The organism is Burkholderia aenigmatica, assembly GCF_902499175.1.
GTDB classification, from domain to species: domain Bacteria; phylum Pseudomonadota; class Gammaproteobacteria; order Burkholderiales; family Burkholderiaceae; genus Burkholderia; species Burkholderia aenigmatica.
On sequence record NZ_CABVQC010000028.1, the window covers coordinates 1 to 19,045 of the forward strand.

Genomic DNA, 19,045 nt, shown 5'->3' on the forward strand with positions numbered 1-19,045 from the left:
CATTCGACACGGTATAGCCGTGCGTTTCCACTGCCTGCTGCCATTCGTCGTCGGTGATCGCAATCGCGCTCACCCCATTCGGAACTGGGCTAACGATGCTGTCGTAGAACCCGATGATCGGACCGGGATCCGCTTCATACGCCGCATATTTCTGACCTGATAGCTTCTGTTCCATACAAATTTCTCCCGGTTACCAACCGATCGCTTCCCAACCCACGATGACGCCGGATTGCCACACGTTGTTCAGCAGCGCATTCACGGAAAATTGGCTGTTGCTATTTGCGCCGATGCCGATCGTCTTCCCGCCATTACCGCCCGTCGCCGGCGTACCGTTGTCATTGCCGTTCAACACGAAACATGCGTTCGGGAAGGCGATCGGAAAGTTGAAGGTGTTGCCCGTCTCCGAGGCATTCGTTACTGTCACGACGCCCCACTGGCGGATCGTTCCGTTCGGGAGCTTCTCCCAGCCACTCTGGCCGACGCTGGCCGCGAACAGCGACGAGCGTTTGAGGGCCGCCGTACCACCGACGACGTTGAAGTATTGGCCGTTCGACCAGGCAACCTCGATCGAATCACCCGGGCCGATGACTTCGCTCGCTCGAGCCCAGTTCTGCCAGACGTCGCCGGCATATGCGCTGACGGTGAGATTCGCGAGGCTGCCGTTGTAGATCACGTAGCGCGCACTCGGCGCCTGAATCGTTGCCCCTTGGGGCAGCGTCGCAACGCCAGCGCTCGATCCGAAGAAATAGATCAGGTCTCCGGACTGAGACGCTGTCAGCTGTTGGGACGCCGCACTAAACGGGAAGAAGCTCCCGTAGTTCCCGAGGACACTCCATACGGACTGCGTCGATGCTGCTTTTTGGCTGCTGTCGGCGATACCAGGATTCGGGACGTTCTCGAACGGCCGTACGATGTTCGTTCCGTCGCCCGTGATCTTCGTTTGCCCCGTCGGCAGTGCGACGCCCGTGCCGCTGGCCGTGGTCGCCGTGATCGTGAACGCACCCGTCGTGTTGTTGACGATCACCCATTCTTTCGTCCACGCTGGAAACACGATGCTGATGCTGCCCGTCAGTGCGCCCGAAAGAACGATCTTGTTCTTCGCAGCCTGCATCGGGCTCAACGCCATGTTGGCGTTTGTCAGGCCCGAGATCGTCGTAACGCCGTAGTTGTAGCCAGGCACCCACCCGGACGCGGAACCATCCGTCGCGTCCGGATTCGTTGGGTTGTTGTCGACCGTGTTCAACCAGAATCCGGAGAGATCCGCGCGCAACAGCTGCGCCCCCTGCGGATAGCCCCCAACATTGCTATCGCTCGCGAAAGCGCTGCTCCATGAATATGAGCCGCCGGCATGCGACCACCGAATCGATTGCGACAGCAGATTGAAAATGCCGTTGAAATCGAACCCGCTCGGCGGAATGCCCCCCGATGCGCGCGGAATCATCGTGAGCGGCGGGAAACCGTCGTTCAGCGATGCAGCACCGGGGTTGGTGCTGATCTGCGATTGCTCGGGGATCACATTTTTCTGACCGTTCGCTGCGAACGCGAGCGGGACGAGAGTCGGGGTTTGCGTGCTCTGCATTTCGCGAGTCCTTTCAAGTAAGCGTGGATTCGTTCAGCACGAATGTCTGGTCGAGATAAGAGGCGCCCACCGGTGTCACGACGTTGTTGCCGCCGGTGAAGAACGTGCCCTGGCCGAACGGCTCGAATTCACCAGCCTCGGAAAAGCCGAAGACTCCGGGCAGCACGAGCTGCATGACGGATGCGAGCACGCCGGTGGGACGCGGCAACGCGCCCGACTGTGTGAGGATCGCGATCTCGTAAGCTTCGAGATTGAACTCGAAGGTGTAGCGAAGCATCATGTTGCCGAGGTCGTTGATGTAGCAGCGGCCTCGGCCCGCGAACAGATTGCGCAGGAGCTGGTTGTAGCCGGGGATCGAACCGTCGGCGATGTTAGCCATCGCCTTCACGAGAATCAGCGTGCGGAACGCGTCGTCCGACAGCGCGAAGTTGCGCGTCAGGTAGGTGCCGGAGAAGAACGTGCCCGAGCCGAAAGAATCGCTGCTGTCGGTGCCGGCCTCGTTGAAGCCGAACGAGATCTCGGTATAGGGGACACGCAGGTATCGGCCGTTCTCGAGCCCGACGATTTTTCCCCAGATGTCGAGACCCCGCCCCACTGCCGTGTCGATGCGCCAAATGTTCGCGAGGAACGCATCGATATCGGCCTGCGGGTCGATATACTGATCGAAATTCTTAATCAGTTGGCAAAGCGTCGGGCTATTTGCATACTGACTAAGAATGGTTTTCTCGACATTATTCATCTCAAACCAAAATCACGCTGATATTCATCGGATCGACAGTGGGTGTTTGATCGATGCCGATTTGCAGCGAATTCTGATTCCCCGAAGAAAACCCCATTTGAACCGAAAGCGGCTCTACGGACGGGTCAATCGCCATCAATCCCGGGAAGTATCGGCCACTATAAATGGTGCTGCCACTGCGGGCGCGCGGGCCACCATCTGAACCGTTAGATGCAGAAATAATCGCGTTTTTAACGAGTTGATTGAAATTCGACGGCAAATTCACGTTATTAACGAGTTGCACGACGAAGAAAATCGGAGTCGGCGTGAGTGTTTGGAATGTCACGTCGTACGCGGGATACGGCTGCGACCCGATCGACGTGTCGTACACCGTGACGGTCGTGTTTCCGTTGTAGTTGCAGCCTGGCGATTTCTTCGTCCAGATCGCCTGCGCGATGTCCTGCGCCGCGCCGCCATAGACGCCGACATAGAGCGAGTGCGGCGCGAGGGTGAAATCGCCGATCGTGAAGGGCTGGCTCGTCGGGTTGTCCGTCACGTACGCATCGAGCACATTCGCAACGTTCAGCACCGCCGCGCGCACCGCGACGATCGAGCCGCGCGAGTTCAGCGCGACCGACGCGCGGCGCCGCGTCTCGAAATCCGCGCGCGACTCGACAACGTTGCCGATCACGCCCGACACGACGCTCACGGTGTCCCAGCCGGGAATCGCCTGGTAGACCGAGATCTGGTTCGCGCCCGGCACCGCAGTGGGCCCGGTGACTTTCGCGGCGAACGACAGCGTGATCGTGCCGCTCGCGGGGATCGTGCCGGCCTGCTGGCACAGGTAGACGTTCTGGTTCGCATCCGCGATCTGCGCGCCGACTGGGATCACGGTGCCGGCCAGCCCGACGCATGCGACCTGAATCGTCGTCGGCTGCGCCGGGTTGCGCTCGATGAAGTAGATCCGGCCGATCGCATCCTGAAACCGCCCGTCGGCGAGATCTGGATCGACACCGTTCACGATCTCGAGGATGTCGTCGTTCTTCTCGGCGACGATCGCCGCCATGCTCGACGCGATCTGCCCTTGCGGGCTGGAGAGGTTCGGCGAGCCGTCGGCGTTCGCGATGTTCAGCTTGCCGCCGAAAGCGGCGTTGATGTCCGCGAGCGTGCCGGTCAGGATGGCTGACTCGGCCGGCGCGACGGGGCCGGTCGGCGCCCAGTTGATGCTCGGCACGCTGGAGGTTGCGGAAGTCGGCATGGTGTTCCTCAGAAGTTGACGGGCAGCACGCCAGCCGTCGTGGCGACTTGAACCTGCCCGGTGAGCTTGCGATCTTTGATACCGGTGATGAAGCACTGCGCGGAGACGACGTTCTGCACGCGCTTCGCCTCGTTCACGAAGTCCTTCTTCACGAGCGGCAGTGGCGGCCGCTTGCCGAGGATGTCGGACCAGTACGGAACGCCGACTGTCGTGTCGAACCAGCATTCGCCGCGGAACGTGCGCTCGGCGCTGGCGACGTCCTGCGCGATCGCATACGGCTCGGCGGCCATCGCGATGTTGCCGGACGTGTCCGCGCACAGATCCCAGACGGTTTGATCGAGGAGAAGGGTCGATGGCATGTCAGTTCGGTGCTCCGGTGTTGCCGCTGCCCGGCTGCACGCCGGGGTGCGTGTGGTCATGGACGCTGGTGCCGGACGCCGTCACGTCCTTCGCGACGACGAGCGGCCCCTGCATCGACGCATTGCCGCCGAGCGGGCCTTCGCCCTGCGCCATCTGGCCGTCGATCTCGACGACCGGCGCGGAGTTCGTGACTTGCTGACCGGCCGTAATGCCGATCGTCTCGGTTGCCTGCAACACGATCGACGGCGCGGCCATGCGGATCTGCGTCGGCGATACGATCTCGACGCCGGCCGCCGAAAAGCGCATGTACTGCTGCGGCGCGCCGTTCAGGAAGCCGCCGATGTAGAGACCGTCGGCCATGTCGAAGATGCGCTTCGATCCCGGGTTCGCCTGCCCGCGGTTCGCCTTCACCGACGAAATGTCGCGGTCTTCGATGATGGCGACGCCGATGTCGCCCTTCTGCGGGTCGATGACGACCGCGTTCAGGCCGCCCTGAAGCCGGAAGTACGGGAGGTGGTAGATCGTGCCGTGCGGCACCGCGTTGTTCGATCCGTCGAGCTGGTTCACGAGCGGTTGCACGTCGACGAATCCGACCGGTGAGACGTCGCCGGCGTTCGTCACGCTCATCACCTCGACCAGGCGCGCGCCGCTGATCTCGCGAAGGATTTGCCAGATCAGAAACGATGTGGTGTTGTACTCGGAGGAACCGCTATTCGCGTCCGCGTGCCCGAGGACGCCGACTTGCTCAGTCGCCATAGAGCGGCACTCCCGTCACGTGCGTGAACCATCGACCGTTCGGCACCTCGGAATCGAGCGCGTGCACGACCTGCATCGCCCTCCAATTTCCCTGCGCGACGGGCAGCGCGCTTTTCACTTGAAACATGCCGCCCACCTTCAGCGCCGGGTTGAATTCGCAGTCGATCTCAATCCCGTTGCTCGAGAACGTTGGATAACCGACGCTACCCGTATCAGGCGAAATGATCGGGATGTCTCCGCCAGCGCGAGCGCCGGCTTTCGGCCAGATCGCGAGCGTGCCGCGATCAATCGTGTAGTAGATGTCGGCCGCGCGCGCGCACGCCTTCACCTGCGTCAATGCCGTGCCGGGGAAGTAGGGATTCGAGAGCTGCACCTGGACGCCGTTGTTCTCGAACGCGAGCCCCATCGTGTCCGCCAGGCTTGCCATGATGGTCGCGACGTCGGCTGCGCCAATAAAGCTCAGTGCGCCCACCGGCTTTACCGCGGCATCGAGGCCGCCGACCGCCATCACGTTAAGCGGTACCTCCGGCATTCCCTTGAAGTCGCCGAACGCGGTCAAGATCGTGCCGCTATAGACCGTTTCCATGCCGTTTTCATCATCGCCCGCAGCAAGCAGAACCGAGTTCTTCAGCATGATGGCGGCGTTCACCGGCCCGACCGTCGTGAGCTGATTCACCATCGAGAGTGGCAGCCCGAAGATGCGCAGCGCCGACTGCGGCATCGAATCGCCTCCGAGGCATTGCACGTCCGCCGAGACCCGAAGGCCGGTCAGCGTGACGGTATCTTTGCCCGTATCTCCGAACTGTCCGGTGCCGAGCGAGATCGTCACGTCGATGCGTTTGCGCGTGAAGCTCATGACAGGTCGCTCGCTTCGAGATAGACCAACTGGTACCGCGCCCCGAAGCCGGCGTATGCCGGATCGGTCACGCCCTGCGTGTCGAAGAACGACAGGTCGCCGACGAAGCCGAGATAGGGGTATCGAATCAGCCGCACGCGGTCGCGGCACAGAATCCCGGACTTCACCGGCACGTTGTTCATCGCGAGATCGAGATACACGCCGGTCGTCTTTTGGTAGACCGCGATCTGGCAGTTCTGGCCAGCGAGCATTACGCTCAGCTTCGGCGACGGCACGGCCGTCAGGCGGATGATCTGCATCAGAGCACCCCGCCGACACCGGTGGTCACAGAGACCGGGCCGAACAGCGCGGACTCGCCGGCAGTCGGCGGTTGCCCCTGTACCTGCCCGAGATTCGCCGCGTCCTGCGACGATGGGTTCTGCGTGTTCGCGAACTGCGCGGTCCCGGTCTCGCGGACCTCTTCGATATACAACTCGACGACGAGCATCGTCACGCCATTGCGCGCCGTGCGGCGGTAGTTGTAGCCGACGACGTTCGCGTTCTCGTACGTCGCGTCGGGCGTCACGATCGAGAAAAGCATCGTGGATTGCTTCGCTGCCTCGATCGCGGCGAGGAAAGCCGCGCGCTCGATCGACGACTTGCTGCTAACGAGCTGAATGCGCGCGTCGTACGGCATCTGCACCTTGTTGAAGGATGCGAACGCGCCTTCCTCCTGCGGGTAGCTGGAGATCCGCGAATCGCCGCGGTATTCCAGCGTGAGCACCGTATCGGTCACGGCGATCGGCGCGCCCTGGTCGTCGTAGATGCCCCAGATCGGCGCGAGCAGTTCCTGAAGCAAACCGACCGCGTCCGCCAGCACGGTCGAGATCGCAAACGAGGCCAGCGATTCGCCAGGCGCGCGCGGCAGCTGCGGCACGCCGGGCAGCGGCGGAACGTTCGGGAAATCCGGGACGATGAGGTTCGGCAGCGGCATGATCAGCTGAGCCCCGTGTTGGCCTGCGCGATCGTGAACCCATAGCGGCGCATCGCCGGCGCAAAGTCGCGCGCGACGCCGGCGGCATCGGTCGCCTGAGTCTGGATCGTGATCGGGCCGTTGAAGTTCGTCTCGTTCGACGAAGTCGACGTCGAGACGTTGTTCGTCGATGCCGGCGTGGCCGCTGCTGCGGTCTGCTGCGCGATCAGTGCCGCATTGGCCTGTCCGAGCCCCGCGAACATCTCGCGCGCGTACTGCTGACGCCGCGCGATGTTTGCCTCGGCCGTGCCCGGCCGCTCGTACTCGCGCGAATGCACCTCGGCGGCGAGCTCGGGCGTCTTCGCCATTCGCAGCCGCTGGTCGGCCTGCTTCTCGGTGTTCTTCAGCTCCCACAGCATGAAGTCGACCTGTTCGCCGAAAGTCGACTGCGAGAGCGGATGTCCGAACTGCTTCTCGAACTGCGCTGCGCGCCCCTTCCCCCATTGCGCGATTCCCGCGTTTCCCGACGTCTTGTTCACGGCCGTCGGGTCGAGCTTGCTTTCCTGCATCAGGCTGCCGATCGTTCCCGCGATCGCTGCGTCCGAATATCCGGCTTCCTTCATACGGCCGGCGATGTAGCGCTGCCGATCCGCGAGCGATCCGCTGTTTGCGGCCGCGCGCGCCTTCCCGACCGGATCGCCGTCCCACGTGTCGCCCGGCTGCGTGATGCGGGTATCGCCCTCGCCCTGATTCAGCCCCTCGGAGTGGAACAGCAACGCCGCAGCGCCGATCACGCGCCCGAGGACGCTCAACGCCGCCGGGCCCGCCGCACTGACCGCGCCGAGGCCACCACCGACACCCGCAAGGGCTGCGCCGAGACGCAGAAGCGGCGACAGGATCGAAACGACCTTCAGCCCGATCAGCGCCATGATCACGTTCTTCCAGCCGCCCATCGCGTCCGCAGCGAAGTTCGCGATCTTCACGATGCTTCGAATATCGGTAGCCGCGCCCCGGATCCACTCGCTGATGTCGCCCTTGTGATCCGCTACCCAGTCGGCCATCCGTTGCAGCTGTCCGATCCACTGCTCGAAGGTCGGCATCAGCTCGAGCAGGATCGTTGTGCCGACGTACGTCAGACGGTCACGCAGGTCGAGCCATTCATTCTTCAGCTTCAGCGCCTGCGCCGCCTGCCGCTCGGTGATGGCCGAGTTCTTCTTCTGCGCGTCGACGAGCGCAAGCACCGCGCCTTCACCCTGCTTCAGGAAATTGAATTCGCCGTCGCCGATTCCCATCTGCTGCGCGACGAAGCGCGCGCGGCCCGGGTCGACCTTGAACATGTTCGAGATGATGCGGGCGCGTGCGAGGAGATAGGTATTGCCGTCTCGCAGATCCTTGACCGAGCCCCCCATGCGCAGGAACCACTGCACGCCCTCGGTGACCTGGCCGAACTTCAGCTTTGCGACGTCACCTTGGGACGCCTGAAGCGCATTGGTGATGCCCTCTGCAGATCCGCCGGCGCGCTCTGCCGCGCGCTGCCATGCGGCGAGATCACGCGTGCTCATCTTCAGGTTCTGGGCCATGTAGCCCAGATTGACGGCACCGTTGATTGTGTTCTCGGTGAACTGCTTGATGCCCGCGCCCGCGGTGAAGATCGCGACGAGCGCCAGCACCTCGTTGCGCACGCGCTTGAATGAATCCGCCGCCTTCTTGTTGCGCTCTTCGATTTCCTTGGCGGCGGCCTTCTCTTCAGTGGTGAGCTTCTTCGTTGCGGTCGAAGCCTCTGCCTTGCCGCGTTTGTATGCGGACACGTCCAAACCCAGCGTCACGACCAGCGCGTCGACGATCGTCATACCCACGTTACTTTCTCCTTTCCGCCTCCGACGCGATCCGCTCGTTGTGGCTGTCAACGATGATCACTTCGAGCAGGTCGTGCAGGTCGTCCTGCCCGTAGACGGTATTCAGTTCGTGCAGCGTGGCGAGTCGGCGCGAAAGAACCGCGCCGATCGAGCGCGGCACATTCGGATAGCTGATCAGGCGCCCGGAATCGGCGCCGCCCCAATGGCCTGCATGGATTGGACGGCGCCGAGAAAACCCTCGATGTGCAGGTCGAGCACGACCTTCCGCAGCTTGATGCGCGTCACGACCTCTTCGATGTCGTCGTCGATCAGCGCGCGCGTGCCGCTTTCGCGCGCGTCGTATTCGAACTCGACGCAGGTCATCATCTCGTCGAAGAGAGGCTTCGCGAGCTCGAACGGCACCTTGTTGAGCGATTTCACACCGAGCGCCGCGATGCCCGCGAGCCCGGCTGCCAGAACGTCTTCGGACACGTCGACGCCGCAGCTCATCGCGGCGAAGAGTGCGCGCGCAGCCCACTCCTCCGACCGCGCGGCCGACATCTCGGTGATCCGAAACCGCTTTCCTTGATCGCGGCCGTCTGCCGCGGTGAACGTCGTAACTTTTCTCGGCATATCACATCGGCGACGGAAGCACCGACTCCCAGGTGATTTCGTAGGTCTGCGGCTGGAGCACCTTCTTCGCGTCCGGCATGATCTTGCCGCGCGACAGCACCCCATTGCTCATCGTGAATTTCTTGCTGATGCCCGCCAGCGTCACGACGCCGCTCCATGCGAGCTTGTCCTGCAGCACGCGCTCGGCCGTGATCACCGCGTCGAAGATGAGGATCGAGTTGGAGTTCGGCTGCAGCGTGATGCGCCACTTCACGTTGTACGGCACCCAGCCGGACGACTGCTTGCCGTCGAGGCCGAGCGAGATCTCCGCCATCTCGACGTCGTCGGTGTCGAAGATGTCCTCGGCGGCATAGCCCTGAATCTGCTGCGCAACCGGGAATACCGTCTGCACGCCGAGCATGATCACGCTGTTCGCGCTGGTAATCGTTCCTGACATGATTTCTCCCTTACTGGACCATCACGGAGCCGAGGTTGACCTGCTGGACCGAGCCGCCGTCCATGTACCAGAACTTGCACGGGGGCGATCCGCGCGACGCGCGGACCTGCGGCGATGCCTGCGACGCGAGCACCTGCAGATACCAGCCACGCGACGACAGCACCGTGTCGATCTTGCGGCCGGACGCCGTGTTGACCTCCTGCGCCTGCGTGCTGCTGAGCGTGACGCCCTCCTGAATCGCGCCGAAGCTGACCCCCTGCGTGATGTCGTCCATCAGCCACGATTCGATCATCGCGTCACCGACTGCGTTGTACGGCACCGATTTCGCCTGGGTCAGCCCGGTCATGATCGAAAGTTGGAACTGGTTGTTGAGCCAGATCTGGTTGATGTACGAGTCGATCCACTCGTACTGGCCCGCGATGCTGCCGGGCGTGAAGAACGTGAACTGGTCGTTCGCCGTCGCGAACGCGCCATAGCAGTTGTAGCCGTTCGCGACGAGGTTCTGATATACGGCCGCGTCCGTCACCGTCGCCGCGAGCCCGGATTGCGACTTGAACGCCGCCGTGATGCGGCCTTCCGCCGCATTGAAGTCGATCGAGGCGATCGCGCCCATCAGGAAGGCCGCTTGGTTGACGTCCTGATAGATCGGTACGACGCCGCTCATCTCGGCCTGTTCGACGAGGTAGCCGAGCGAAGCAGTCGCGGGAACCGTGGCCGTCGGGCTCTGGTCCGTATCCCAGACCGCATACAGGTAGCGGTTATTCTGCTGCGCAGTCCACTGCGCGAACGCCATCTTCTGCGTGTTGCCTACGCCACCGTCCGGATCGAACGCGGTCATGAACGACACCCAGTTCGTCGTCACCTTCACGAGCGCTGCCATCGCGGCGGCCGGCGTCGATGCGACTGCGCCCTGCGACGTCACTGCACCGGTTGCCTGCGTCAGGTTCAGCGACGCGGAGAGCGTGCCGCTCGCGAAGCCGATCGTCGAGGTGGCGCCCGTCGTATTGGAGCCGAACACGAACGCGCTCGACTGGCTGTCGTACGTGACCGTCGGGCCACTCGTGAACGCGGCCGCGATGAGCTGTGCGGCGTTCGAGAAACTGGTCGCGCCGGACAGGTTGATCGAAGCTGATGTGACCGGCGTGCCGTCGACCGTGAGCGTCAGCGTGCCCGCCGGGAGTGCCTTCAATTGCGCCAGCGTCATCGACGCCAGCGAGCCACCGCGCAGATACGCATTAACCGGTGCGGTCGGATATTGCATGAAGCCGAGCGAGCCCGGTTTCACATCGGAATTATCGAATCCGCCGAAATAAACAGCAGCCAGCTGATATTCAGGCGAATTCGGCCCGTAGTAATTCGAGACAGCGTCTTTCGTCGGAAAGGTCGGAACAGCACCAATCGGCGTTCGCGAATTCGTCGTCAGGATAATCCCGACGAGATCGAGTGCCGAGCCGCCTGCACTAAGCACGCTCGGCGTTGCTGAAGCGATCAGGGATGCCGGGATCGTCATGTCTTATGCTCCGGGAGGATAAACCGCGTCGACGCTGACGATCTGGGGTGTAACATCGTCGGCAAAATCCTGCGGCGTTTGCGTGATTGGATTGTATTGCAATGCAAGTTCAATTATCCAACGCTGCTCAAACTGATTTTCCCCATTAATAAACGGCATTTGGCGGGGAATTTCGCAATAAAGCGGTTGAATATCTTGATTAACGGTGGCGAATTGAATGCAGGCATATTCGTCACGAAACAGCGTCGAAATGATCGCCGCGTTGTCGCCCGAGTTCGGGCCGTGCACGTTCAGCTGGAGGCGCGCCTCGATCGCCTGCATCGAGTTGCGCGTGCCAGGCGCGCCGCCGGCGCCCGGGTCGGTGTAGTCGTCGACGTTCGTCGCGATGCGGGGCAACGCGATCGAGTTCATCGTCACGAAGTCCGGGCCGACCGGCTCGCCAACGTCGTTGTCCTGCGCTTTCACGACCTCGATGCCTGCCGGCAGGATGCCGAGCAGGAACGTGCGCAGCGCGGCAAAGACCTGCGATTCAGTAATGGAGATCGTCGCGGCCATTGGTCAGCTCATCTGCAGTTGGATTGCGAGCGAGCACCAGTCAGGCCACGTCTCGAGCACCTGCACGACGAGCCACGTCGTGCCCTGCAGCGTCGTGGGCACCGGCGCGGCGGCCGCGAACTGGAATCGATCGCCGCCCTGATTGCCTGGCCGATAGACACCGCGCCAGTCGCCGTTCAGATAGACCTTGCGCAGCACGCCGGTGATGTTCAGGCCGTCGAGGTGCTGGATTTCCTTCGCCGACAGCGCCTGCACCTGGACGGTCTGCGGCGACGCGTTGTAGTGCGGAGTGCGGCCGCCATCGGCCGCCGTGTCGTAGGTGCCCGCGCTCTGCTGCAGCGTCACGGGCACGAAGGGGTTCACGGTGCCGATCACGCCGGACACGAGGCCGTGCAGGTTCATTCGGTGGGCGCTCCGTCGACGATGTCGTATGCGACCGCGTGCTGCATCGGCGCTGCGGCCGAGCCGCGCAGCGGGCCGTCGAAGCCCTTCTTCGCGATCGTGGATTCGGCGTTCGGCGGATCGCTCCATGCGCCGATAGTCGCCTGAATGTCGACGACGGCCGCCTCGCCTGCCATGCGCAGCGCCGCGTCGAAGTTGCCGCCGTTGCGCTGGAGGGTCACGCCGACGATCTTCGCCCAGCGCGCAGCCTTCGCAATGGCGGTGGTGCGAAATGCAGGGCGCGGCGGAATGTCGTCGGTGCCGTATTCGTTCCAGAAGCCGACCAGTGCTGTCGGTGTGCCGTCAGGCTCGGTCGAGCCTTCCAGCAGGCCGGCGCGCATGGTCTTTGTGGCGCCGTCGAGGTATCGCGCGAGCGCGGCGTCGAGCTTGCCGCCGCCGGCGACCTTAACGGCACACATGCGGCGCGGGGAAGTAACGGAAGGATCGGAACGGCAGCACCATCTGCCAGAACGTGAGCCCGTACTGGCTCTGCGCCCAGAACTCGGCATTCTTCGATTGCACCTGCGCGAACGAGGCGTTCACAGTGCCTTCGCCGGCCGACGTCATCTGGCCGACGACGGCCGCGCTCGAACCGTCGCCGGCGCCCGCGCGGCCCATCAGAAAGGCGACGTGCGCGGTGATGAGGTTCAGCAGCTGCGCGCGCACGGTGAGATCCTGCACGATCGACGCGGGCGAGTTGTTCAGGAAGATACCGGCCATAGCGAAATAGCCGGTCAGGAGGCCGTCGCTCACGCCCGTAAAAGCGGGAAAAGCCGCCCTGAAGGCGGCCGGGTCGAAAGCGACGACACCCGTCGGCGTGCTCATTCGGCTGCCGGCTTGCCGCTAGCGGTACCGTCACCGGAACGGTCTTCCGGATGTGCGTCCGGGTTGTACGCCTCGAAGCCCGTCTTCTCGCGCTCTAGCTCGCGCGACTGCGCCTCGCCCGATCGGTCGTCCTTCGCCACGAAGACATGCTTGTTCACGTGCGCATCCGACTTGCCGTGGTCCTTCACGATCTGTTCCCAGTCGTCGGCATTGACCAGCGTGACGCCGTAGCCGAAAACCGTGTCGCGCCCCGGCATGCCGCTCACCTGCAGCGGGGAACGCACGTCGCCGTAGAAGCCATTGAGCTTCACGCGCCGGTCGCCCGGCAACAGGTACTGGATGCCGTTCGGGAGCTTGCAGAACACCTTGACCGGCTTGCTGACCTTCTGTTCTTGGATTTCCGGCATGTCAGACCCCCAGCATCTGAGCGATGAAGTTCGGGCGGTACAGGATCGCGCCCCACGAATGCCCCGACTTCTTCTCGGAGTACGACGATTCGTGCCGCACGACACCGTGCGCACGCAGGCGCTCCGCATAGCCGAGTTCGCCGGTCACCTGGCCTTCGATCTCGACGGCGATCATCTGCACGAGATTGCCCGAGCTGGTCGCGAATTCCGGCAGCGTCTCGATCGACATGTTCGGGTAGGCCAGCTTCAGCCGATCCTTCAGCACCTGGCCGTACGAGTTCTGCTTCGTCAGGTACTGCGAGACGACCGTCGCGATCCCGACGCGCACCTCGGTCTCGGTATCGATCAGGCCGTTGCCCAGAGCGATCAGCTCGGCCCAGAGGGCAACGAAGTCGTTGTAGATCTCGTCCGACGTCTTCAGCGCCCACGTGTTGCCAGCCACGCCCGTGGTCGGCGCGATCGGCGCGGTCAGTGCCGGGTCGTTCATCAGGCCGTAGTTCTGCAGGCCGGCGACGCCGAACAGGTTGATCGAGTTTTCCTTCTTGCGCAGGATCAGCGCCGATGCGATCTGCTGGCGGCCAGCGTAGTCGAGGCGCGCCTTCGCGGCCACGGCCATCTGCTTGTCGCCCCACTGCGTGCTCGTCTGGAAGCCGTAGCTCTGACGCTGCGGGAATGCGGCGTTGTGGCTCGACTGCCCGTTGCCGCTGTAGTCGCCGTACGTCGCCGTTTCACCGGTGCTTTCCGTCACCATGAACGTCGTGGTGTTCGTCGCCCAGTCGCCCTTCTGCACGGCGCGGTAGAGCGTTTCGGACTTCATCGGCGCGAACAGCACCTCGATCACCTTCGGATCGAAGTAGTTCGTCAGCATCGCGGGGATACCGTTGTTCGGCTGCGTGACGAGCGGGCCGGCGGCGTCCATCGCGGCGATGACCTTCGCGCGCGTCGGATCGTCGAGCAGCTCGGCACCGGCCGGCAGGTGGACGCCATACTGGGAAAGGAGAGCGAGATTCATGCGAGTTGGCTCCACGTCGAAATCTTGATGACCGCGCCGGCCGCGCCGCCACGGGTGACCACGTACGCCGTTTCGATAGCGCCCGTGATCGTCGCGCCGGCCGCGCCGAACTGCAGCGTGCCGTCAGCGAGCGTCGCGAACACCTTCTGGCCCAGCGTCGCGGCGTTCGCCGCAGACTTCGCGAACCACTCGCCGCGTTCGGCGATCTGGACAGCGAAGCCCTGCGGCACCTGCATGCTCGTTTCCTGCAGGTAGTTCGGGATGATCCCGACCTGATCAGTGACAGCGAAGCCGAGCGGCTTGCCGGTGCCGGTGTTCTGCACCTGGTTGTCGGTATCGGTGCCCGGCCACACGAAGGCGGCGACGTTCACCGAGTTTTGCGCGATGCGCGAGATCACCGAGATCGGGTTCATCGAAGCACGCGTGCCCGGCACGCCGACTTCGGGCTGGAGGTTGACGGAATTCGGGAACATGTTGTGCCGCCCTTACGCGTGGTGAATGTTCTTGAGCGCCGGGAAGGTCGTGAGCAGGTCGCTCGCGGCCTTCGCGTCGTTCGCGGTTTGGACCGGCGCGCCGGCCTTCTCGATCATCACGTCGACGATGCCCGCGTACGCAACCTTCTCGTGCTTCGTCGGGTCCATGCCGCCGACCTTCAGCGCGTGCGCGAAAATGTCCTCGGCCGAGTCGAACGCCATCGCGTCGATGCGGCCGGTGATCGGCTCGACGCGCTGCGCGGCGCGGAAGCGGCCCTCGATCGAGGTGCGCGCGCCGTTGGCGGCTGCCTGGATCTTCGCGTCCATGGCCGAGGCGTTCTTCGCCTCCTCGGCCTTTTTCGCTTCCTCGGCCCGCTTCTCGGCCTCGTCTTGAGCAGCCTTCTTCGCGTCGTCGTCTTCGTCGGCTGCGCCGGCGGCCTTGCCCTCGAACTTCGCGAGCAGCTTCTTCAGCAGGTCCGCGATCTCGGCGTTGCCGTCGTCGACTGCGGCGGCCGGCTCGCCGAGCGCCTGCACCTCTTCGAGGGCTTCCTCGAGCGCTTCTTCGACGCCCGCGGTGTCGATGCCCTCGTCCATCGCGACTTTCAGCTTCGGGAGCCGGGCCTTCAGCGCGGCCAGTTGCTTCGGATTCAGCTTCACGTTTCGTACCTTTTTGGGAGGTTGAATTTGGGAATCCGCAACCAGCACTTTGTGACCGGCGCGCCCTTCTCGAACAGTGGCAACGTGATTTCCGATAATGTCCGTCATCACGATGTCGTAATGCGCGCCATTATAGGTTCCACTTTTTAAAACGGCGGTATATCGGTAGGAACTGGAAAGCTCGCGCTGCTCATCGCTTTCGATTTTCTCGATATATTCGGCATCCCAGAAAGCCAGATCATTGGTCAGATATTCACCGTCGAACGACGCATTCGAACCGGTTGTCCCGATAATCAGGTCTTTTTCCGGCGATGCCGCGCTGACGTGCTTGTGCACAGCGAGGACCGGAAGGTTGTTGAACGTCGCCGCAGCCTTCTCAAGCTCCTCCGGCGGCCGGAAGACGTTGTAGACCCGATCGGGATCGAGGCCGAGCTCCTCGCCGCCGACGATCTCGCGCCCCCAGTATGGATTCACGTCGGCCTTCGAGATTCGACTGATCGAAACTCGCATGCGACCGTCTTTATCGAAACTCCGCACCGTCGCCTTATCAAAAGCGAGGATAATCTCGTCTTTATTCATCTTCATCATCAACACCCGGAATAATCGGCGCGGCCACGCAGCCGCAATTCGGCTCCTCGCCGGGGAAAATATATTCGCCGTCGATTTCAAGACCCTTCGATAAATCGAAAATCTTTCCATGCACGGCGACATGCGAATGGCGAGGGTTCTTGCCGCCGCCAAGGTGCAGCCAGCGCGCCTTCGTGATGCCCATGCCGAGCTGGCGGGCGCGCGCCATCTGCGCCGTCGCCTTGTTGTTCTGGTCGGTGGCAATGAACGTCGCGCGCCGCCGCGTGATGCCGTAGCGCTCCTGCAGCTGGTCGGTCAGGTATTTCAGGTCGCGGCCCGCCGTGACGCTGCGCATCACGATGCCCTCGACCTCTGTCGCGTATTCGGACTGGATCGAGCGGATCAGCGAGACGTTCTGCTGGATCGACGCCTGCATGACGGTGTTCGACACGAGCGTGTCCTTCACCGAGACCGACATGCCCGTCAAGGCGACGGCGGCCTGCCTCGTGGCGTTCGTCGCGTGCCGGTCGACCTGGGCGATGAAGCGCCGCGCGAGATCCGGCGCGCGGGTCGCGAACATCTTGCGCCACTGTGAGGCGCGACGCGTGAGCTGCGCCGCGAGGTCGGCGGCCGGCGACGCATCGATCGCGATCTCGGCTGCTCGGTCGCGGTACGTGGCGCGCAGCCAGTACAGCGTCGAGCGGTGCATCTCATCGACGAGGCGTTCGAGCGCGCGCTGGTAGGTGATGCGCACCGCGGCGCTCGGGCGCGCCGGCCGCATTTCGCCCTTCGCTTTCGGTGCGCGCGCCGGCATCAGGACACCGCGCCGGCGCTATCGGTATCGCGCTCCTCGCCGTCGTCCAGCCCCTCGTCGACGTCGGGCCGCTCCGGCATCTTGTCGACGTCGATCGAGTCGTACCCGCTGTCCGGATCGCTCGCAAGGCGCGTGCGCTCTTCTTCGGGGCTGAGCACGCCGCGGTCGCAGTAGATCGCAAACGTATCGGCGTTCGCTTTGCGGTTGGTCGCCTTCTCGGCTTCCGACTGCTCGTGCAGCGGCACGAACCGATGCGTCAGGTCGTCGTCGATCGTGCCGTTCTCGGACAGTTGGATGATCTTGATCGCGCGGTCAAGGTTGTCGGCGAACACGATCTGCTGCTGGCTCGACACATGGTCGTACCAGTTCGCTTCGTCGTACTCGCCGGTCGAGTTGAACCCCTTCGGCGAGATCCCGAGCAGCTTCACCGCCGGCGTGCGGCTGATGGCCGCGAGCAGTTCCATCTGCTGCGAGACGAGGTCGGCGAGGCCGGAAAGCGGCGTGTTGACCTGGACGAAGTCCTCGCTATCTTTGTCGAGCGCCATCAGACCATCGTTCGCGCCGAGCAGCGACCACATCAGCGCGCGCGCCTTCAGCGACGCCGCGTCCTCGTAGCCGCCGCCGTTCAGCAGTTGGCTCATGTCGGTCTTCAGGATCGACGTGCTGAACCGCTTCACGAGCTTCGCGACCGCGATGCGCACGGTGTCGAATCGGTCGACGTAGTCGAGCGCCATCTGCGCAAGCGGAATGCCGAAGAAGTTGTAGGCCGGCTTGAGCAGCACAGGCGGCTCGTTCTGCGTGAAGTGCAGCAGGCGCGACGCGTGCACCTTGCGGCCCTGCACGAGCCACGCGTCGGGACGGTAGTAACTTTCCTCGAGCGGGTTGTCCGCGTTGTACGGTGCCGGATAACAGTTGATCGCCTCGATCAGCCGGAAACCCTTGAACGATCCTTTCTGGATCTTCGCGCTATCGAGCGTGAGTGGCGTCTCGATCTCGGCCATACCGGCGGACGTGCGCGTCTTGTCGCCCATGTCGATGAAGAGCATGCAGCCACCGAAATAGCCGGTCTTCTTCATCGACCGGTTGAAGTACTTCTTCAGATGGTATTTCTCGGTCGCGGCCTGCAATGCCTTCACGCGCTCCGCGTCCGATTCCTCGCTGCCTTGGCCGCTGAACTCGATCCACTTCCGCGTCATCTCGTCGGCCAGGGTCTCGACCATCGCGCGGATGAGCGGGTGCTGCGAGAGCAGCGATAGCGCGGCGTAGCCGATGAAGTCGACGCCCTGCATCTGGTTGAAGCCGGTGCATGTGCCGAGCACGCCCGCGAGGTTGTCGCAAACCGAGTCCATCGCCACTTCAGGCGCGCCGGCACCCGCGGGCACGGTGCCAGGCGCGACCTTCGGCGGCTTGAACTTCGCTTTCCAATCGATCGCGCCGCCGGCCGCACTGTCCTGCGCGGCGAGCTGCTCGATCACGGTCGGGTTGATCTTCACGCCGCGCCGCGGCCCTTCGAGTGCCGGCCATTGCGGCTCGACGCGGGGCGCAGCGGGGAGCGCGGCCGGCGCCGGCGGAACGAGCGGCGCGCCGCCGAGGATGGTTCGGATTTTCTGGAGCATGCGCGCCGCCTGGTGGGTTACGAGAGGTCCGACGAGCTGTAGTCGCCCGTCGCGTCAGCGGTGCCCGATGCCACCGAATGCAGGTGCAGCAGCGTCGCGATCGCGCGCAGCTCGTTGCGCAGCTGCTCGACCGTGTCGTTCTCGAAGAAATGAAGCTTCGCCATCAGGCCAGCGAAACGCTCGCGCGCCTCGGCGTGGTCTTCGACGTCGATCGCGACGTGCGGCAGCGGATCGTTGGCGCGCGACGCGGAGAAATCGGTATCGGCCAATGCGGTCGGCTCACCGGTCGGCGAGAGCGCGGAGGACGTCGTGGTGTCGGTCGACGACTGATCGGAGGGCGCAGCGCCAGCAGTCGACGCATCGGCAGCCGCGCCCGTGCTCTCCCCCGACGTAGCCGCGCCACCATCACCAGTGGCAGTGCCGCCGGCAGCCAGGGCTTCCGCACCATCGGCAGCGCTCGTCGACGCCGGATCGCCCGTGATGTTTCCCGCTTCACCTGCGGCCGGGGCCGGTGCTTCGGTGTCGCCGGATGGCGAGGCAAGCGCAACAGACGAGGAGGTGTCGCTTTCGTGGGCGTCGGCCACATTCGAGACATCGCCGCTCGATTCCCCCGCGGCACTCGCGGCCGTAGCCGCCGCGTCGTCGGTGGCAGGCAGCAACGGCGCAGCGGCGCCGGTCGCTGCGGCCGTTTCATCGGTCATGTAAAACGCGTGCGAGAGGCCGAGAACGGCGGCCACAATCATACGAGTGCGCATTATTGAAAATCTCCAGAAAATCGGCCGATT

24 protein-coding genes are annotated in these 19,045 nt (G+C 63.7%); all 24 read right to left on the reverse strand.

Features of this window, described 5'->3' with window-relative positions:
* Positions 1-190: 190 nt before the first annotated feature.
* A complete protein-coding gene (locus BDO18943_RS42700; RefSeq protein WP_235996131.1) occupies positions 191-1,579 on the reverse strand; it encodes a gp53-like domain-containing protein in 1,389 nt (462 codons plus the stop codon).
* A gap of 13 nt (positions 1,580-1,592) precedes the next feature.
* Positions 1,593-2,318, reverse strand: a complete 726-nt coding sequence (locus BDO18943_RS20520) for a DUF2612 domain-containing protein (protein ID WP_175023796.1) — start codon at positions 2,316-2,318, stop codon at positions 1,593-1,595.
* A 1-nt stretch (position 2,319) separates the two neighbouring features.
* Complete coding sequence (locus BDO18943_RS20525) at positions 2,320-3,555, reverse strand: baseplate J/gp47 family protein (RefSeq protein WP_175023797.1); 1,236 nt, start codon at positions 3,553-3,555, stop codon at positions 2,320-2,322.
* 8 nt (positions 3,556-3,563) lie between these two features.
* A complete protein-coding gene (locus BDO18943_RS20530) occupies positions 3,564-3,914 on the reverse strand; it encodes a hypothetical protein (protein ID WP_175023798.1) in 351 nt (116 codons plus the stop codon).
* 1 nt (position 3,915) lies between these two features.
* Positions 3,916-4,671 (reverse strand): oxidoreductase, encoded by a 756-nt coding sequence (locus tag BDO18943_RS20535; protein WP_175023799.1) that lies wholly within the window; start codon positions 4,669-4,671, stop codon positions 3,916-3,918.
* Complete coding sequence (locus tag BDO18943_RS20540; protein ID WP_175023800.1) at positions 4,661-5,527, reverse strand: baseplate hub protein; 867 nt, start codon at positions 5,525-5,527, stop codon at positions 4,661-4,663. Before BDO18943_RS20540 ends, BDO18943_RS20535 begins: the two co-directional genes overlap by 11 nt.
* The gene (locus BDO18943_RS20545) at positions 5,524-5,826 is read right to left on the reverse strand and encodes a phage baseplate plug family protein (RefSeq protein WP_175023801.1); all 303 of its coding nucleotides are present in this window, start codon (positions 5,824-5,826) and stop codon (positions 5,524-5,526) included. Before BDO18943_RS20545 ends, BDO18943_RS20540 begins: the two co-directional genes overlap by 4 nt.
* Positions 5,826-6,500: a phage baseplate protein gene (locus BDO18943_RS20550; protein ID WP_175023802.1), complete on the reverse strand. Its 675-nt coding sequence runs from the start codon at positions 6,498-6,500 to the stop codon at positions 5,826-5,828. Before BDO18943_RS20550 ends, BDO18943_RS20545 begins: the two co-directional genes overlap by 1 nt.
* Positions 6,501-6,502: 2 nt before the next feature.
* The gene (locus BDO18943_RS20555) at positions 6,503-8,329 is read right to left on the reverse strand and encodes a phage tail tip lysozyme (protein WP_235996146.1); all 1,827 of its coding nucleotides are present in this window, start codon (positions 8,327-8,329) and stop codon (positions 6,503-6,505) included.
* 7 nt (positions 8,330-8,336) lie between these two features.
* Positions 8,337-8,495, reverse strand: coding sequence for a transcription elongation factor GreA (locus BDO18943_RS20560; protein WP_235996133.1), 159 nt, complete (start codon positions 8,493-8,495; stop codon positions 8,337-8,339).
* A gap of 14 nt (positions 8,496-8,509) precedes the next feature.
* Entirely contained in the window at positions 8,510-8,806 is a 297-nt protein-coding gene (locus BDO18943_RS20565) for a hypothetical protein (RefSeq protein WP_235996135.1), read from the reverse strand.
* Between the two features lie 142 nt (positions 8,807-8,948).
* Complete coding sequence (locus BDO18943_RS20570) at positions 8,949-9,383, reverse strand: phage tail fiber protein (RefSeq protein WP_175023805.1); 435 nt, start codon at positions 9,381-9,383, stop codon at positions 8,949-8,951.
* A 10-nt stretch (positions 9,384-9,393) separates the two neighbouring features.
* The gene (locus BDO18943_RS20575) at positions 9,394-10,893 is read right to left on the reverse strand and encodes a DUF3383 domain-containing protein (RefSeq protein ID WP_175023806.1); all 1,500 of its coding nucleotides are present in this window, start codon (positions 10,891-10,893) and stop codon (positions 9,394-9,396) included.
* Between the two features lie 3 nt (positions 10,894-10,896).
* Positions 10,897-11,448, reverse strand: a complete 552-nt coding sequence (locus BDO18943_RS20580; RefSeq protein WP_175023807.1) for a phage neck terminator protein — start codon at positions 11,446-11,448, stop codon at positions 10,897-10,899.
* Between the two features lie 3 nt (positions 11,449-11,451).
* Positions 11,452-11,850: a hypothetical protein gene (locus BDO18943_RS20585; RefSeq protein WP_175023808.1), complete on the reverse strand. Its 399-nt coding sequence runs from the start codon at positions 11,848-11,850 to the stop codon at positions 11,452-11,454.
* Positions 11,847-12,230 carry a hypothetical protein gene (locus BDO18943_RS20590; protein WP_235996137.1) on the reverse strand — a complete coding sequence of 128 codons (384 nt, stop codon included), beginning with the start codon at positions 12,228-12,230 and terminating at the stop codon, positions 11,847-11,849. The genes BDO18943_RS20585 and BDO18943_RS20590 overlap by 4 nt, the downstream gene beginning before the upstream one ends.
* Positions 12,231-12,294: 64 nt before the next feature.
* Entirely contained in the window at positions 12,295-12,714 is a 420-nt protein-coding gene (locus BDO18943_RS20595; RefSeq protein ID WP_175023810.1) for a DUF4054 domain-containing protein, read from the reverse strand.
* A complete protein-coding gene (locus tag BDO18943_RS20600; protein WP_175023811.1) occupies positions 12,711-13,121 on the reverse strand; it encodes a hypothetical protein in 411 nt (136 codons plus the stop codon). The genes BDO18943_RS20595 and BDO18943_RS20600 overlap by 4 nt, the downstream gene beginning before the upstream one ends.
* 1 nt (position 13,122) lies before the next feature.
* On the reverse strand, positions 13,123-14,133 hold the full coding sequence (locus BDO18943_RS20605; protein WP_175023812.1) for a DUF2184 domain-containing protein: 1,011 nt from the start codon (positions 14,131-14,133) through the stop codon (positions 13,123-13,125).
* A complete protein-coding gene (locus BDO18943_RS20610) occupies positions 14,130-14,606 on the reverse strand; it encodes a structural cement protein Gp24 (protein ID WP_175023813.1) in 477 nt (158 codons plus the stop codon). The genes BDO18943_RS20605 and BDO18943_RS20610 overlap by 4 nt, the downstream gene beginning before the upstream one ends.
* 12 nt (positions 14,607-14,618) lie before the next feature.
* A complete protein-coding gene (locus BDO18943_RS20615; protein ID WP_235996139.1) occupies positions 14,619-15,851 on the reverse strand; it encodes a DUF2213 domain-containing protein in 1,233 nt (410 codons plus the stop codon).
* On the reverse strand, positions 15,835-16,410 hold the full coding sequence (locus BDO18943_RS20620; RefSeq protein WP_235996141.1) for a phage head morphogenesis protein: 576 nt from the start codon (positions 16,408-16,410) through the stop codon (positions 15,835-15,837). Before BDO18943_RS20620 ends, BDO18943_RS20615 begins: the two co-directional genes overlap by 17 nt.
* Before the next feature lie 233 nt (positions 16,411-16,643).
* Complete coding sequence (locus BDO18943_RS20625; RefSeq protein WP_175023816.1) at positions 16,644-18,260, reverse strand: phage portal protein; 1,617 nt, start codon at positions 18,258-18,260, stop codon at positions 16,644-16,646.
* Between the two features lie 17 nt (positions 18,261-18,277).
* Entirely contained in the window at positions 18,278-19,003 is a 726-nt protein-coding gene (locus BDO18943_RS20630; protein WP_175023817.1) for a hypothetical protein, read from the reverse strand.
* Between the last annotated feature and the right edge of the window lie 42 nt (positions 19,004-19,045).

Coding starts and splice junctions, on each gene's coding strand:
- BDO18943_RS42700 (WP_235996131.1), bottom strand. CDS start 1,579: ATGCAGAGCACGCAAACCCCGACTCTCGTCCCGCTCGCGTTCGCAGCG.
- BDO18943_RS20520 (WP_175023796.1), bottom strand. CDS start 2,318: ATGAATAATGTCGAGAAAACCATTCTTAGTCAGTATGCAAATAGCCCG.
- BDO18943_RS20525 (WP_175023797.1), bottom strand. CDS start 3,555: ATGCCGACTTCCGCAACCTCCAGCGTGCCGAGCATCAACTGGGCGCCG.
- BDO18943_RS20530 (WP_175023798.1), bottom strand. CDS start 3,914: ATGCCATCGACCCTTCTCCTCGATCAAACCGTCTGGGATCTGTGCGCG.
- BDO18943_RS20535 (WP_175023799.1), bottom strand. CDS start 4,671: ATGGCGACTGAGCAAGTCGGCGTCCTCGGGCACGCGGACGCGAATAGC.
- BDO18943_RS20540 (WP_175023800.1), bottom strand. CDS start 5,527: ATGAGCTTCACGCGCAAACGCATCGACGTGACGATCTCGCTCGGCACC.
- BDO18943_RS20545 (WP_175023801.1), bottom strand. CDS start 5,826: ATGCAGATCATCCGCCTGACGGCCGTGCCGTCGCCGAAGCTGAGCGTA.
- BDO18943_RS20550 (WP_175023802.1), bottom strand. CDS start 6,500: ATGCCGCTGCCGAACCTCATCGTCCCGGATTTCCCGAACGTTCCGCCG.
- BDO18943_RS20555 (WP_235996146.1), bottom strand. CDS start 8,329: ATGACGATCGTCGACGCGCTGGTCGTGACGCTGGGTTTGGACGTGTCC.
- BDO18943_RS20570 (WP_175023805.1), bottom strand. CDS start 9,383: ATGTCAGGAACGATTACCAGCGCGAACAGCGTGATCATGCTCGGCGTG.
- BDO18943_RS20575 (WP_175023806.1), bottom strand. CDS start 10,893: ATGACGATCCCGGCATCCCTGATCGCTTCAGCAACGCCGAGCGTGCTT.
- BDO18943_RS20580 (WP_175023807.1), bottom strand. CDS start 11,448: ATGGCCGCGACGATCTCCATTACTGAATCGCAGGTCTTTGCCGCGCTG.
- BDO18943_RS20585 (WP_175023808.1), bottom strand. CDS start 11,850: ATGAACCTGCACGGCCTCGTGTCCGGCGTGATCGGCACCGTGAACCCC.
- BDO18943_RS20590 (WP_235996137.1), bottom strand. CDS start 12,230: ATGCGCGCCGGCCTGCTGGAAGGCTCGACCGAGCCTGACGGCACACCG.
- BDO18943_RS20595 (WP_175023810.1), bottom strand. CDS start 12,714: ATGAGCACGCCGACGGGTGTCGTCGCTTTCGACCCGGCCGCCTTCAGG.
- BDO18943_RS20600 (WP_175023811.1), bottom strand. CDS start 13,121: ATGCCGGAAATCCAAGAACAGAAGGTCAGCAAGCCGGTCAAGGTGTTC.
- BDO18943_RS20605 (WP_175023812.1), bottom strand. CDS start 14,133: ATGAATCTCGCTCTCCTTTCCCAGTATGGCGTCCACCTGCCGGCCGGT.
- BDO18943_RS20610 (WP_175023813.1), bottom strand. CDS start 14,606: ATGTTCCCGAATTCCGTCAACCTCCAGCCCGAAGTCGGCGTGCCGGGC.
- BDO18943_RS20615 (WP_235996139.1), bottom strand. CDS start 15,851: ATGATGAAGATGAATAAAGACGAGATTATCCTCGCTTTTGATAAGGCG.
- BDO18943_RS20620 (WP_235996141.1), bottom strand. CDS start 16,410: ATGTTCGCGACCCGCGCGCCGGATCTCGCGCGGCGCTTCATCGCCCAG.
- BDO18943_RS20625 (WP_175023816.1), bottom strand. CDS start 18,260: ATGCTCCAGAAAATCCGAACCATCCTCGGCGGCGCGCCGCTCGTTCCG.
- BDO18943_RS20630 (WP_175023817.1), bottom strand. CDS start 19,003: ATGATTGTGGCCGCCGTTCTCGGCCTCTCGCACGCGTTTTACATGACC.